The sequence below is a fragment of the Amantichitinum ursilacus genome (assembly GCF_001294205.1).
Taxonomy (GTDB): Bacteria; Pseudomonadota; Gammaproteobacteria; order Burkholderiales; family Chitinibacteraceae; genus Amantichitinum; species Amantichitinum ursilacus.
The window spans coordinates 46,075-59,995 of sequence record NZ_LAQT01000006.1 but is presented as its reverse complement, the minus strand read 5'-3'; the positions used below and the strand labels follow the sequence as shown (position 1 = coordinate 59,995).

Annotated in this window: 11 protein-coding genes; 5 read left to right on the top strand and 6 right to left on the bottom strand. The window is 62.3% G+C overall.

Annotated features, from left to right (window positions below):
* Nucleotides 1-112: 112 nt before the first annotated feature.
* From WG78_RS08285 to eptB, 5 genes are all read left to right on the top strand, one after another.
* Nucleotides 113-1,492 (top strand): DUF3426 domain-containing protein, encoded by a 1,380-nt coding sequence (locus WG78_RS08285; RefSeq protein ID WP_053937339.1) that lies wholly within the window; start codon nt 113-115, stop codon nt 1,490-1,492.
* Nucleotides 1,493-1,568: 76 nt separating this feature from the next.
* The gene (gene tpx, locus WG78_RS08280; RefSeq protein WP_053937338.1) at nt 1,569-2,102 is read left to right on the top strand and encodes a thiol peroxidase; all 534 of its coding nucleotides are present in this window, start codon (nt 1,569-1,571) and stop codon (nt 2,100-2,102) included.
* Nucleotides 2,103-2,354: 252 nt separating this feature from the next.
* Complete coding sequence (gene tpx, locus WG78_RS08275; RefSeq protein WP_053937337.1) at nt 2,355-2,855, top strand: thiol peroxidase; 501 nt, start codon at nt 2,355-2,357, stop codon at nt 2,853-2,855.
* 287 nt (nt 2,856-3,142) lie between these two features.
* A complete protein-coding gene (locus tag WG78_RS08270) occupies nt 3,143-4,099 on the top strand; it encodes a transferrin-binding protein-like solute binding protein (protein WP_152969125.1) in 957 nt (318 codons plus the stop codon).
* A gap of 90 nt (nt 4,100-4,189) precedes the next feature.
* Nucleotides 4,190-5,878 (top strand): kdo(2)-lipid A phosphoethanolamine 7''-transferase, encoded by a 1,689-nt coding sequence (gene eptB, locus WG78_RS08265; RefSeq protein WP_053937335.1) that lies wholly within the window; start codon nt 4,190-4,192, stop codon nt 5,876-5,878.
* 22 nt (nt 5,879-5,900) lie between these two features.
* On the opposite strand, the gene kdpE is transcribed toward eptB, so the two are convergent.
* From kdpE to WG78_RS22055, 6 genes are read right to left on the bottom strand one after another with little or no spacing between them, the layout of a single operon-like run.
* Entirely contained in the window at nt 5,901-6,599 is a 699-nt protein-coding gene (gene kdpE, locus WG78_RS08260; RefSeq protein WP_053937334.1) for a two-component system response regulator KdpE, read from the bottom strand.
* On the bottom strand, nt 6,596-9,223 hold the full coding sequence (locus WG78_RS08255; RefSeq protein ID WP_053937333.1) for a DUF4118 domain-containing protein: 2,628 nt from the start codon (nt 9,221-9,223) through the stop codon (nt 6,596-6,598). Before WG78_RS08255 ends, kdpE begins: the two co-directional genes overlap by 4 nt.
* Before the next feature lie 17 nt (nt 9,224-9,240).
* On the bottom strand, nt 9,241-9,813 hold the full coding sequence (gene kdpC / locus WG78_RS08250) for a potassium-transporting ATPase subunit KdpC (RefSeq protein ID WP_236692003.1): 573 nt from the start codon (nt 9,811-9,813) through the stop codon (nt 9,241-9,243).
* On the bottom strand, nt 9,813-11,942 hold the full coding sequence (kdpB, locus tag WG78_RS08245) for a potassium-transporting ATPase subunit KdpB (protein ID WP_053937331.1): 2,130 nt from the start codon (nt 11,940-11,942) through the stop codon (nt 9,813-9,815). The genes kdpC and kdpB overlap by 1 nt, the downstream gene beginning before the upstream one ends.
* Nucleotides 11,939-13,735: a potassium-transporting ATPase subunit KdpA gene (gene kdpA / locus WG78_RS08240; RefSeq protein ID WP_053937330.1), complete on the bottom strand. Its 1,797-nt coding sequence runs from the start codon at nt 13,733-13,735 to the stop codon at nt 11,939-11,941. The genes kdpB and kdpA overlap by 4 nt, the downstream gene beginning before the upstream one ends.
* A complete protein-coding gene (locus tag WG78_RS22055) occupies nt 13,732-13,824 on the bottom strand; it encodes a potassium-transporting ATPase subunit F (RefSeq protein ID WP_083458869.1) in 93 nt (30 codons plus the stop codon). Before WG78_RS22055 ends, kdpA begins: the two co-directional genes overlap by 4 nt.
* Nucleotides 13,825-13,921: the final 97 nt, after the last annotated feature.

Sequence of the window (13,921 nt, the reverse complement as noted above, 5' to 3'; positions counted from 1 at the left end):
CCGCGATGATCGCATAGCTGGCTCATGCGCTGGCCCTGGCGTGCGCATCGGCGTTGCAAACACACTGCGGGTTAATGACCAGCGGCCCGTTTACCGGCTAGAATCGCGCACTATGAATCACGTCACGCGCTGCCCCAACTGCCGCACCGCCTTCAAGGTTTCCGACACGCAACTCGCCGCTCATGGCGGCAAAGTGCGCTGCGGCAAATGCGCATTCGTTTTTAATGCGCGTGACTGCCTGGAAGAAGCGCCGGCACCTGCGCCAGTGGTGGCGGAAGCTGCGCCAGCCCTCGTGGCCACGCCTGCACCCGCAGCGGTTGCGATCCCGGCCCCGTCGCCCGCGCCAGTATTTGCGCCCGAGCCAGAACCCGCGCCGGTGTTCGTCCCCGAAGCCGAAGCCGCCTTTGCGCCGTCTACAGAACCTGCCTTCGAACCTGATTTCGCTGACCCTGCGCCAGCGCCCGAAGTCGCCACAGACGCCGCGCACCCAGCCGAACCCGACGACGAACCCGAGCCCTTTCCGGTCAAAGCAGAACGCTTTGATCTGCGCACCGAAACCGTTAGCACCGATTACGCGCCCGCCGAAGCCGCCGATGATGCGCATCTGGACGAATTCAACGCCGCCATCGAAGCGGCGTATCGCGATGCGCTGAACCAGATACCCGCGCAAGCCGAACTGATCGAGGTGCACGCCCCCGGCGGAACGACAACCGCCCCCGTTCATCACGAAACTGAGCCTGGCCAGCCCGCCCGCGATACCCATGCCGTAGAGGCCACCGCCGAAACCGAAGAATCAGTCAGCGACTGGTTGCAGCACGCGTATGTCCCCGCCGTCGCCGCCATGGCCGCCGAAGCCGAAGCGCTGGACCACGACCCGGCCACCGCACCCGAAGCCGTCGCCACCGTGCTGGTCCATGGCCAACAGCCGCTGGCCCATACCGCGTCCGCGCCGCAATATCAGCCGATCCACACCGCCGAAGACGACGCGCTGCTGGCGCTGCCGGTCAAACGCTCGCCACTGCGTCTGTTGCTAGTGCCGTTGGTTTTGCTGCTGTTGGCGCTGCTGCTGGTGCAAGTCGGCCTGCGCTATCGCAATACCATCAGCACCGATTTCCCATGGCTGCGCGCGCCGTTGGTCAGCGTCTGCGGCGTGCTCGGTTGCGAGATGCCGTTGCCGCGCGATGCTACGCTGCTACGCAATGAATATTCCGAGCTGGTGTTTGTGCCGGATCGCCCGGATTTGATCCAGCTCTCCGCTTCGCTGCGCAACCTCGCGCCGTATGACCAGGCGTTGCCGTCGCTCGAACTGACGCTGACCAACGCCTCGGATGAAGTGGTGGCCAAAAAGGTATTCAAAGCCAGCGAATACCTGGCCGCCAACGAAAAGAAACGCGCGTCACTGGGCGTTAACGACGAGCTGCACGTGTTTTTGCAGCTGGACGCGGGCGCTTTGCATTCCACCGGTTACACGCTGAACTGGTTCTACCCGTAGCCGCCAGCAGGCTTGTATTTGCGCGACGGCATACCATACTGGAAGGCACATAAGACCCGCCCCAAGGAGGCCCGTCATGGCGACAGTGATGCTCAACGGCACGCCCATCAGCGTCGGTGGCCGTTTTCCCCGCGTAGGTGACCCGGCCCACAGCTTTATGCTGGTGGATACCAATCTGCAAGATGTTCCGCTTTCCCGCTTTTATGGCCGCCGCAAAGTCATCGGCGTCATCCCCAGCATTGATGCGTCGATCGGCCTGACCATTGCGCGACGGTTGGAAGGCGTGGCCAGCGCGCTCGATAACACGGTGGTGCTGGTGGTGTCGGTGGACACGCCGTACGCCTTGTCGCGCATCATCCAGCAAGAAGGTTTTCATCGCGTGCAGTTGTTGTCCACGCTGCGCGGCCGCGATTTCCACAAGGATTACGGCGTGATGATCACCGACGTGCCGCTGTCCGGGCTGATGACCACCGCGCTGATCGGCATCGACGTCAATGACAACGTGGTACATGCCGAACTGGTGTCCGACCTGAACAAGGAACCGGATTACGAAGCGCTGGCCGCCGCCCTGATTCCGCCTGTGCCGCAAAATCCGAGTCTGGTGGCTTGATCGCGCAATAAAACAGGACGGTATGTGATCTCGTACATTTCGTCATGCATATGTCATAGGTTGCGCGCTTGAAATAACCTGGGCTGGCCGCACGTAAAGTGCCGCCAGCCCGGTTCCGGTTGTGGGTTACCCCCACCACCGCACTGAGGCCGGCGCAGAGCGCTGCTCAAAAAAGGCGCCAACAAAATCTACAAAGGACTGGCGGCCCCACCGGGGCTGCCCACAGAATTCCAACTCCCAGGAGCTTGTTCGATGTCTCAAGTGACTCTCGGCGGTAACGCCATTCCGGTTGACGGCGCTTTCCCGGCGCAAGGCGATGCGGCCAAGCCGTTTACGCTGGTGGGCAAAGACCTGGCCGACGTCTCGCTGGCCAGCTTTGCCGGCAAAAACAAAGTGCTGAATATTTTCCCCAGCATCGACACCCCGACTTGCGCCACCTCGGTGCGCCGCTTTAACGAATCGGCCTCCAAGCTCGAAAACACAGTCGTGCTGTGCATCTCGGCCGATCTGCCGTTTGCCCAGGCGCGTTTCTGTGGCGCGGAAGGCCTGGCCAATGTGGTCACGCTGTCGGCCATGCGCGGCCGCGAATTCCTGAACGACTATGGTGTGGCTATCGCTGGTGGCCCGCTGAAAGGCGTGGCGGCACGCGCCGTGGTGGTGCTGGATGCCAACGACAAGGTGCTGTATTCCGAGCTGGTGCCCGAAATCAAGAACGAACCGGATTACGATTCGGCGCTGGCGGCACTCAAGTAAAGCGGCTTCGGCCTGGGCAATACCACAACGCGCCACCGGCAACGGGGCGCGTTGTTTTATTTGGGCGTCAAGAAAACACCCAATCAAGCCTTGCCCATGGCGGGCTAACCCAAGCATGGGATGGGCCGTCACCCGCCTTGCAATGGCGCTGATTTCAAAGGCCGTTGACGGACGCTAGATGGTGGGTCCAGCCCCCATGCCGACCATTTTTGCGAATCCTCTTATTCGCTATTGTGCGCCCCTCCGGACAATGAGCACTTCCGCGCCAGCCCCTGCTGGCGCTCATCATGTCGGGGGTTCATCTGATGAAACGCGCCATCCTGTCTTGTTTTGTTATTCCGGTTTTGTGTGCCTCGCTCAGCGGTTGCGGCGGTGGCGATGAACGTATCGGCAAGCATGTCGACCTGCCAGATACAGGCCCCCAGCCCGTCGCGACCACTCCCCAGCTCGACAACATGACCATCGGCAACGCTGAGGTTTACCGCGACAACACGTACAACAATATCTTTACCTCGCCCGATTCAACCACCACACTCACCGCGACCCAAAAACTGCATACCGAATTGCGCCGCACCAATGGCCTCGGCCCGCTGGTATGGACTTCGCCAGTGACACTGGGCGCGGGCGTCACGCTATCCGGACAGGAAGTGGTGCTGACCATGAGCTCGGAGCGGATGGCATACCGACTGCTTAATCCCACCGGCTACCAGTCGTTGCAGCATGTGTTATGGGAATACCAGGATGGCAGCAACCAGATCGGCCAGTCCACCGCAGGTTATGTCCCCGCCAACTGGCGCACTGCGGCGGCGGGCAAGACCGGTACCGCCGCATTCAAGGGCGAGGCATATCAGACCATCATCGATAACAACGCCAGCAACTCGACGAATCCGCATGGCGGCGATCGGCGTGTGATTTACATCAGCAACGCCACGGCGGTGTTCGATTACGCCAAGGGCACCATGACCGTGGCCGTGGGCGCCAACCCGCGCCTGGCCAACGCCAGCCCCGGCGCGCTAACCGTGGACAGCGCGCGCCTGGTCATCAACGCGGAGATCCTGATGCAGGCCAAAGACGGCAACTACGGCGTCAATCAGAATCAGCCCGGTTATCTGTCGGCGGAAGGTTTGTTTTATGGCCCCAGCGCCAATGAATTTGGCGGCGTGATCCATTCGAATTACATCGATGACGCAGGCCAACGTCACAAAATGATGACCTCGTTTGCATTGCGTCAGGCGCGCCAATAAGGCATGGCGCATTACCAATAGCAAAATTTTTATACGACGTGCGTAGCACTAATGTAATAGTCGCCGCACTTTTCAATACAAGGCGGTGGCATGAACGTGTTTCGCACATGGACCAACAGCAGCATTTGTCTGCTGTTGGCGTTTTATATCGGCGTATTGCTCAATGCGCCTGCAGCGCGACAACGGCTGGGCGATCTGGCCGTCGCCAGACATCCGGTGTTGCACACCGGCCTGATTGTGCTGGAACTGAGCATCATCGCCGTGTTCACCTTTGTGCTGTTGCGATTGCTGTCGCTATTGGGTAGACGCGCCTTTCAGTTGTTGGCGTCGCTGCTCGTCGTCATCTCGGCTGCCGCCGCGTGGTATATCGCGCAATTCAATCTGATTATCGGCTACGGCGTGATTGCCTCGGTGCTGACTACCGATATCGATTTGTCGGTTGAAGTGGTCAGCGCGGGTTTTGTTTTGTGGCTGGTCGCGGCCAGCGTGCTGCCCTTGCTGCTGATCTGGGGCAACCGCGCCAACGCCACGCTGCTGCAACAATCGCGCCATCGTGTTACCGCCGCACCCGCCTGGGGGGTGCTGCTGCTGGCGCTCGTAACAATGGCCGTACCGCTTAAAGCGCTCAATATCTGGCACAAGCATGCCGGCAAGCTGGCCAACGCCGACATGCCCGATTACACCGGCACGCTGGCCTATAGCTATCTGCCGGTTAACTGGCTCAGCGCCACCGCCTTATTCGGCTATATGACGACGGCCGAACGATACAGCGGCCGCCCCTTGCTCAACCCGGCGGCCCAATACACGTATGTGGCACCCGCAGGCATCGACCAGACCTATGTGATCTTTATCATCGGCGAAACCACACGCTGGGATCATATGCAGTTGTTCGGCTACGACCGCGCCACCACGCCGTTGCTGGCGGCGGAGCCCAATCTGGTGGCCTTACGTGGCGTGTCTTGCGATACCGCCACCAAATTGTCGTTGCGCTGCATGTTTGTGCGTCCCAATGGCACCGCCGACAACGACCAGCGCACGCTGCGCGAAAAGAACGTGTTCTCGGTGCTGCATCAGTTGGGTTTCAGTTCGGACTTGTTTGCCATGCAAAGCGAGGTGTGGTTCTACAACCAGGCCGAGCCCGACCATTATCTCTATCGCGAAATGATCGCCGCCGAAGCGCGCAATAAAGACAAACCCATCGACGACGCTTCGCTGTTGCCCGAAGTGGCCGATTCGCTGGCGCGCCACCCGGCCGGCAAGCATCTGATCGTGTTGCATACCAAGGGCTCGCATTATCAATATTCGCAACGCTACCCACGCGAATTCGCCCGCTTTGGCCCCGAATGCATGGCTATTGATGCGCACTGCAACAAAGCCAGTCTGATTAACGCGTTTGATAACAGCGTGCTGTACACCGACCACATTATTCATGGCGTCATCGACCAGGTACGCGACAAGCGCGCGCTGGTGTTCTACGCGGCGGACCATGGCGAATCGATTAGCGATAACGCGCATCTGCATGCCACGCCGCGCAAGATTGCGCCGCCCGAACAACGCCGCGTGCCAATGCTGGTGTGGGCCTCGGATTCGTTTTTGCAGCAACCCCACAGCGCTGCCGCCTTTGCGCAATTACGACGCAAGGCCGGGACGGTGCAAGCGCATGACACCTTGTTTGATTCGGTGCTGGGCTGCCTCGGTTATCACTCGCCCAATGGCGGCATTGTGGCCGCGCGCAACTGGTGTGCCGCGCCCGACAGCCAGACCGTGGCGCAACGCTAGCACGCGCGTTGCCCTCCCCCGGCTAGATCACCAGTCGATAGCCGACGCCCGATTCGGTCAGCAAATGGGCCGGCCGGGCCGGATCGGCTTCCAGCTTTTGCCGCAGGTGGCCCATATAAATGCGCAGATAGTGGCTGTGTTCCACATAGGCCGGGCCCCACACCTCCAGTAATAACTGGCGATGCGTCAGCACCTTGCCGGCGTGACGGATCAGCGTAGCCAGTAGCCGGTATTCCGTCGGGGTTAGATGCACCGGCTGGCCCGCGCGGGTGACGCTACGCGCCACCAGATCCACGCTGACGTCGCCCAGCGCCAACGCCGCAATGCCACCCTGGCTATCGCGCGCATGGCGGCGCAGCAACACGCGCACACGCGCCATCAGTTCATTGGTGCCGAACGGTTTGGTCAGATAATCATCAGCGCCCGCATCCAGCGCATTCACCTTGTCGGCCTCCTGGCTGCGCGCCGACAGCACCAGAATCGGCACCGCGCTAAAACCACGAATCTCGCCGATCAACGCCACGCCATCGCCATCGGGCAGACCCAGATCCATGATGATCAGATCCGGCTGGCGCGTGCCCGCTTCCACCAGCCCCTGGCGCGCCGTGGCGGCGTGCCAGCATTGCAACCCCGCCGCTTCGGCCGTCATGGCCACAAAGCGGGCGATTTGCGGTTCATCTTCGATCAGCACCAGGGTCGGCGCGTTGTGTGGAGCGGTCATTGCAATGGACTTTCCAGATCAGGGAGGGGCGGCAGCTCGCGGCGCGGCAAGACGATGCGGAAGGTGGCCCCCGTCACCGCGCCCGCGGTGGAACGCGCGCTGATCGTACCACCGTGCGCCTCCACAATGGCGCGGCATAACGCCAGGCCCAGCCCCACGCCGCTGGTGTTCGATTCGACCTGGCCGCGTACAAATTTCTGGAACAACGCGTCTTCCTGGCCTGCGGGCAAACCGGGCCCGGTATCGGCCACCTCAATCAACATCTGCGCGGGCAAAGCCTGCGCCCGCAATGTAATCGGCGTGCCAAACGGCGTGTATTTGATGGCGTTGTCGATCAGGTTAACCAGCACGCGCTCCATCAGCACCGCATCGCATTCCACCAGCGGCAAACCGGCCGGAATCTCTAGCGCCACCGGATGCTGTTCCAGCCGCAATTCCAGCGCGCGCAAACTGGCCCCCACCAGTTCTTCCACCGATTGCCAATCCATACGCAATTGCACCTCGCCCGCCTGCAAGCGCGCCATATCCAGCAGGTTGTTGACCAGATCGCTCATGCGGCGGATTTCGCCGGTTAGTTGCTGCGCGATGGCGCGCGCGGGGGGCGCGGCGTAAGGGCTTTCGGTTAGCGTGCTGGCCAGGCCCAGCAACACCGTAATCGGCGTACGTAGATCATGCGAAATGGCAGCCAGCAGATGGTTGCGCAAGCGCTCGCCTTCCATGCTTACCAGCGCGTTCTGCGCCACTTCCACAAAATGCACGCGTTCCAGCGCCAAGCCGATTTGCGCGGCGCAGGTTTGCAGAAAACGCTGTTCTTCGGTGTCGATCTCGCCACGTGGTTGTAACGCCAGCACACCGCGCACGCGCATCGGCGCCGTCAGCGGCAGATAAAACGCCTGCGCCGCCGGCAAGGTATCGGTGCCATGGCCAGCTTCCGCGCCATGTCGATACACCCAGTCCGCCACCGCCAGATCCAGCGCCATGCCGCCGCCTTGCTGCAATTGTTCATCCAGCGTCGGCAACGCCAATCCCACCTGGCCATTAAAACGCGGGGCCAGATGCGCCAGCGCGATCTCGGTGACCTGCTCGCGCATCAACGCGCCGGCCAAAGCGCGCGCCAGCGCATACAACGCGGCCGTGCGGCGTTCGCGCCCCGTGGCGGCATCAGCCTGAAACCGCAGCCGCGCCGACAACTGGCTTAGCGTCAGCGCCACGGTCAGCATCACCGCAAAGGTCAGCAGATATTGCGTATCGGCCACCGTAAACGACAGCGTCGGTGGCACAAAAAAGTAATCAAACGCGGCCACCGATAGCAGCGACGCCAATCCCCCGGCCAGCCGGCCAAAGCGCACCGACACCAGCAGTACCGCCAGCAGATACAACATGATGACATTGGCCAGATCGAACACCCGGCTCAGTTGCTGCGCCAGCAAGGTGCTGACCACGGCCGCGCCCAAGGCCCAGGCCACGCCGGTCCAGCGTCGCCGTAGCTGGCGTTGCAATTGCCACGGCGTGGCCGCGGGGGGATCAATGGCGATGGTTTGCACCGCCAGTTGCGGTGCGTGCTGCGCGATGCGGCTGGCCAGCGAGCGTTGCCATCCGCGCCGCGGCGGCTGGCCCAACAGCAAAATGCCCACGCCGCGATCGGCACACCACAGCGCCAGCGTTTGCGCGCTGTCCATACCGCTCAGCAACGCGGTTTCCGCGCCCAACGTGCTGGCCAGATGCAGATGTTGCTGCGCGCTGGCGTGCTGCGTGGCGTCGCGCAACAGCGCGGGCGTTTCGACCACGACGGCAAACCAGTCCGTCTTTAGCCGCGCCGCCAGCCGCGCGGCATGCCGCACCAGCAATTCGCCCGCTGGTCCAGGTAGTACCGCCACCGCCAGCGTCTCGCCGGGCGCGACGCCCACCGCAGGCGTGCGGCGCAAATCGGCGTCGACGCGGTCGGCGGTGCGGCGCAAGGCCAGTTCGCGCAGCGCAATCAGATTGCCTTTGCGAAAAAAATGCTCGCGCGCGCGCTCGGCCGCGTCGGCCAGATACACCTTGCCTTCACGCAAACGTTGCAACAGTTCATCGGGCGGCAAATCCACCAGCGCGACTTCGGTGGCGGCATCAAACACATGATCAGGCACGGTCTCGCGCACACGCACGCCGGTGAGGCTGCCTACCACATCGTTCAGACTTTCCAGATGCTGCACGTTGATAGTGGTGTAGACGTCAATGCCCGCCGCCAGCAGTTCTTCCACATCCTGCCAACGGCGCGCATGGCGGCTGCCGGGCACATTGCTGTGCGCCAGCTCGTCCACCAATATCAATTGCGGCGCGCGCGCCAGCGCGGTATCCAGATCGAACTCGGTCACCGCGTGCCCGCGCCATTGCAAGGTGGCGCGCGGCAACACCGCCAACCCGTCCAGCAAGGCAGCGGTCTCGACGCGGCCATGCGTTTCCACCAGCCCGACCAGCACATCGACGCCATCGGCGCGCTGGCGTTGCGCTTGTTGCAGCATGGCAAAGGTTTTGCCGACGCCCGCGTTGGCGCCAAAAAAAATCTTCAGCCGCCCCCGGTCGGGCGTTTCGGCGCGCAATTGCGCCAACAACTGGTCGGGATCAGGGCGTGATGCTTGCACGCGGTTTCCTTGTCAGATCAGGATGCAGCCAGGTCAAGGTTCAGTTCGAGCACATTCACCACCGGCTCGCCAAACAGCAACGGGGTGTCAGTATGCCGCCTAACGCGCGCGATCACCTCCTCCTCCGGCAGGCCGCGCGCCTGCGCCACGCGATGGACCTGATACAAGGCCGCGGCAGGCGAAATATGCGGGTCCAGCCCGCTGGCCGACGCCGTCACCAGGTCCGCGGGCACCGCGCCATACTGCCCCGGCTGGATGGTTTTGAGCGCCGCAATCCGGCCCTTCACCGCATCTTGCAGCGCCGGATTCAGCGGCCCCAGGTTGCTGCCCGACGACGCCAGGCCGTTATTGGGCATCGGGCCGGTGGCGGAAGGCCGGCTCCAGAAATAACCAGGCCCCTCAAAATGCTGGCCGATCAAGCTGGAGCCGACGATCTGGCCATTGTGTTGCAGCACGCTGCCATTGGCCTTGCCCGGCATCACTGCTTGCGCCACGCCCGCCACCACCAGCGGATAAACCACGCCGGTCACCAGCGTCAGCAGCGCAAACAAAGTCACGGCTGGACGCACCATCTTTAATGTACTCATCATCAAATCCCCTGTAACCAGCCGGTGGCGCCCAGCGCCATATCGATCAGTTTGATGCCCACAAACGGCACCAGAATGCCGCCCACGCCATACACCAGCAGATTGCGCCGCAGCAGCGTGGCCGCGCCCAGCGCGCGATAACGCACGCCTTTCAGCGCCAGCGGAATCAAGGCCATGATGATCAGCGCATTAAAGATCACCGCCGACAGAATCGCCGTGGCCGGGCTGGTTAAATGCATCACGTCCAACGCTTTCAGTTGCGGATACGTCACCGCAAACGCAGCCGGGATAATGGCGAAGTACTTCGCCACATCGTTAGCCACGCTAAAGGTGGTCAGCGCACCGCGCGTCATCAGCATCTGTTTGCCGATTTCGACAATCTCGATCAGCTTGGTTGGATTGCTATCCAGATCGACCATATTGCCGGCCTCTTTGGCCGCCTGCGTGCCCGAGTTCATCGCCACCGCCACATCGGCTTGCGCCAGCGCGGGCGCATCGTTGGTGCCGTCACCGGTCATGGCCACCAGCCGGCCCGCATGCTGGTGCTCGCGGATCAGCGCCAGCTTGTCTTCCGGCCGCGCTTCGGCCAGGAAGTCATCCACGCCGGCTTCGGCCGCAATCGCCGCCGCGGTCAGGCGGTTATCGCCGGTGATCATGATGGTTTTGATCCCCATCTGGCGCAGCTCGGCAAAGCGGGTTTTGATGCCGCCTTTGACGATGTCTTTCAGCTCCACCACGCCCAGCACGCGTGCGCCTTCGGCCACCACCAGCGGTGTACTGCCGCGGCGCGCGGCGTCGTCCACGCTTTGCGTAACCGCATCCGAAAACACACCGCCTTGCGCCACCACATATTGCTTGATGGCGCTGGCTGCGCCTTTGCGAATCTGGCGCGTGGCGGCTTTGATATCCACCGCCACATCGCCCTCTTCCGCCATCGCTGCGGCCACACCGCCGATATCCACGCCCGACATGCGGGTTTGCGCGGTAAACGGGATAAACACGGCGTCGTGCAAGGGCCGGCTGCGCAGGTCAAACAACTGCTTGGCCAGCACCACAATCGAACGGCCTTCCGGCGTTTCGTCGGCCAGCGACGCCAGTTGCGCGGCATCAGCCAGTTGCTGCTCGCTGATGCCGGGGGCCGGGATAAACGCGGCGGCTTGGCGATTGCCCAGCGTGATGGTGCCGGTCTTGTCCAGCAGCAGCACATCGACGTCGCCGGCGGCTTCCACCGCGCGGCCCGAAGTGGCGATCACATTGGCCTGCATCATGCGGCTCATGCCCGCCACGCCAATCGCCGACAACAAGCCGCCGATCGTGGTCGGAATCAGACACACCAGCAGCGCCACCAATACGGTGATGCTGACCGGCGCACCGGCCCCAGCGGCGGCCACGCTGTAAATCGAGAACGGCAACAGCGACGCGCACACCACCAAAAACGTCAGCGTCAGCGCCACCAGCAAAATGGTCAGCGCCACTTCGTTCGGCGTTTTTTTGCGCTTGGCGTTTTCCACCATCGCAATCATGCGGTCGAGAAACGCTTCGCCCGGATTGGCCGTCACGCGCACCACCAGCCAGTCCGACAGCACGCGCGTGCCGCCAGTCAGCGCCGAGAAATCACCACCCGATTCGCGGATTACGGGGGCCGATTCGCCGGTAATGGCCGATTCATCCACCGAGGCCACACCATCCAGTACTTCGCCATCGGCGGGCACGATATCGCCCGCTTCCACCAGCACCAGATCGTCCTTGCGCAGCGAGGCCGAATCCAGCACCTGCACTTTGGCGGTCCGGCTGGGGCTGGCCAGTTTTTTGGCCACCACATTCTTGCGCGTGGCGCGCAATGCGGCGGCTTGCGCCTTGCCGCGCCCTTCGGCCAGCGCCTCGGCAAAGTTGGCAAACAACACGGTAAACCACAGCCATGCGCTGATACTCCAGATCAGCCCGGCTGGCGCTTCGCCATGGCCCAGGCTGGCCTGCACACCCAGCACCGTGGTCAGCACACTGCCTACCCACACCACAAACATCACCGGATTACGCCACTGCGCGGTGGGCGACAGTTTGCGTAATGCCTCCACCAAGGCGGGCACGGCCAGCGTGCGATCAAATAACGCCAGATTTTTAGAGTGACTCATCGCGCCACCTCCCCAAACAACTGCAAGTGTTCAACAATCGGACCCAGCGCCAGCGCCGGGATATACGTCAGCGCGCCCACAATCACCACGGTGCCAATCAGCAAGGCAGTAAACAGCGGACCGTGCGTGGGCAAGGTGCCCGCGGTGACGGCCAGACGCGGTTTGCTGGCCAGGCGGCCGGCAATCGCCAGCACCGGCACGATGACGGTAAAGCGCCCCACCCACATCGCAATCGCCAGCATCAGGTTGTAATACGGCGTGTTGGCGCTCAGACCGGCAAACGCGGAGCCGTTGTTATTGGCGGCCGAGGTAAACGCGTACAGCACCTCCGAAAAACCATGCGCGCCCGGGTTGGCCATGCCGGCTTTGCCCACGTCCAGCATCACGCTTAACGCCGTGCCGCCCAGCACCAGCATCGGCGTGGCCAGGATGGCGAAGGCCACCATTTTCATTTCGAAGGCGTCGATTTTTTTGCCGAGGTATTCCGGCGTGCGGCCGATCATCAGGCCCGACAGAAACACCGCCAGAATTGCGTAGATCAGCATGCCGTACAGGCCCGCGCCCACGCCGCCAAACACCACTTCGCCCAGCTTCATCAGCCACATCGGCACCAGCCCACCCAGCGGCATCAGCGAGTCATGCATGGTGTTGACCGCGCCGCACGAGGCCGCCGTGGTAATCACGGTAAACAGCGCGGAGGCAGCCAGACCAAAGCGCGTTTCCTTGCCTTCCAGATTGCCGGCGTGGCCATCCATGCCCAGCTGCACCAGCAGCGGGTTGGCGTGGCTTTCGGCCCAGTATTCGACGCCCACCATGGCGACAAACAACAAGGTCATCGCCGCAATAATGGTCGCGCCCTGACGCCAGTCGCCCACCCAGCGTCCAAACATGAACACCAGCGCGGCCGGAATCAGAAAAATCGCCAGCATTTGCAGAAAATTGGCCAGCGGCGTCGGGTTCTCATACGGGTGCGCCGAGTTGGCGTTAAAGAAGCCGCCGCCATTGGTGCCCAGCATCTTGATGGCTTCTTGCGAGGCCACCGGGCCCATCGGCAAGGTTTGTGTGCTGGCTTTAACGGTTTCCAGCACCGGGTTGCCTTTGGCGTCCTTCAACGGCTGGCCATCCGCGCCGGTTTTGGGCTGCTGATAAACCACGGCCTCGGTCAATTGCGCGGTCTGGTTGGGCTTGAAGTTCTGGATTACGCCCTGGCTGACCAGCGCCAGCGCCAGCACAATCGAAAGCGGCAGCAGCAACCACGTGGTGGCGCGATGCAGATCCAGCCAGGCATTGCCCACACCACTGGCTTTACGCCGCACAAAGCCGCGAATCAGCGCGCACACCACGGCGATACCGGTCGCGGCCGAAACAAAGTTCTGCACCGCCAACGCCAGCATCTGCGTCAGATTGCTCATCGTGGATTCACCGGCGTAGCCCTGCCAGTTGGTATTGGTCAGAAACGAGATCGCGGTGTTGAACGAGGAATCGGGCGAGATCGCGCCCAGTTGCTGCGGGTTAAGCGGCAGCACGCCTTGCAGCCGTTGCAGCGCATACACAAACACCGTGCCCGCCACATGGAACAACAACAGCGCCATGGCGTAGCGCCACCAGCTCATGTCTTCTTCCGCATCGGTGCCCAGCAGGCGGCACACGGCGCGATCTACCTGGCCAATCCAGCCATGGCGCGCGGCCAGGCTGCCATCCAGCAAGCTGGCCAGATAGCGGCTTAACGGCCACGCCAGCGCCGCCAATATCAATAAGTACAGACCAGTCTGAAACACGATGGACGAGTTCATGCCACGTCCTCCGCGTTAAACAGCGCGTACACCAGATACGCCAACAGCAAGACGAACAAGGCCGCGGCCAGCAAATAGAGCCAGTTCATTGGCGCGCCTCCAGGTAATGGCACAGCGCCATCACCCCCCAGACCGCCGCGCAGAACACGGCGATCAACCCCAGATATACAGCGTCCATGTACTTAT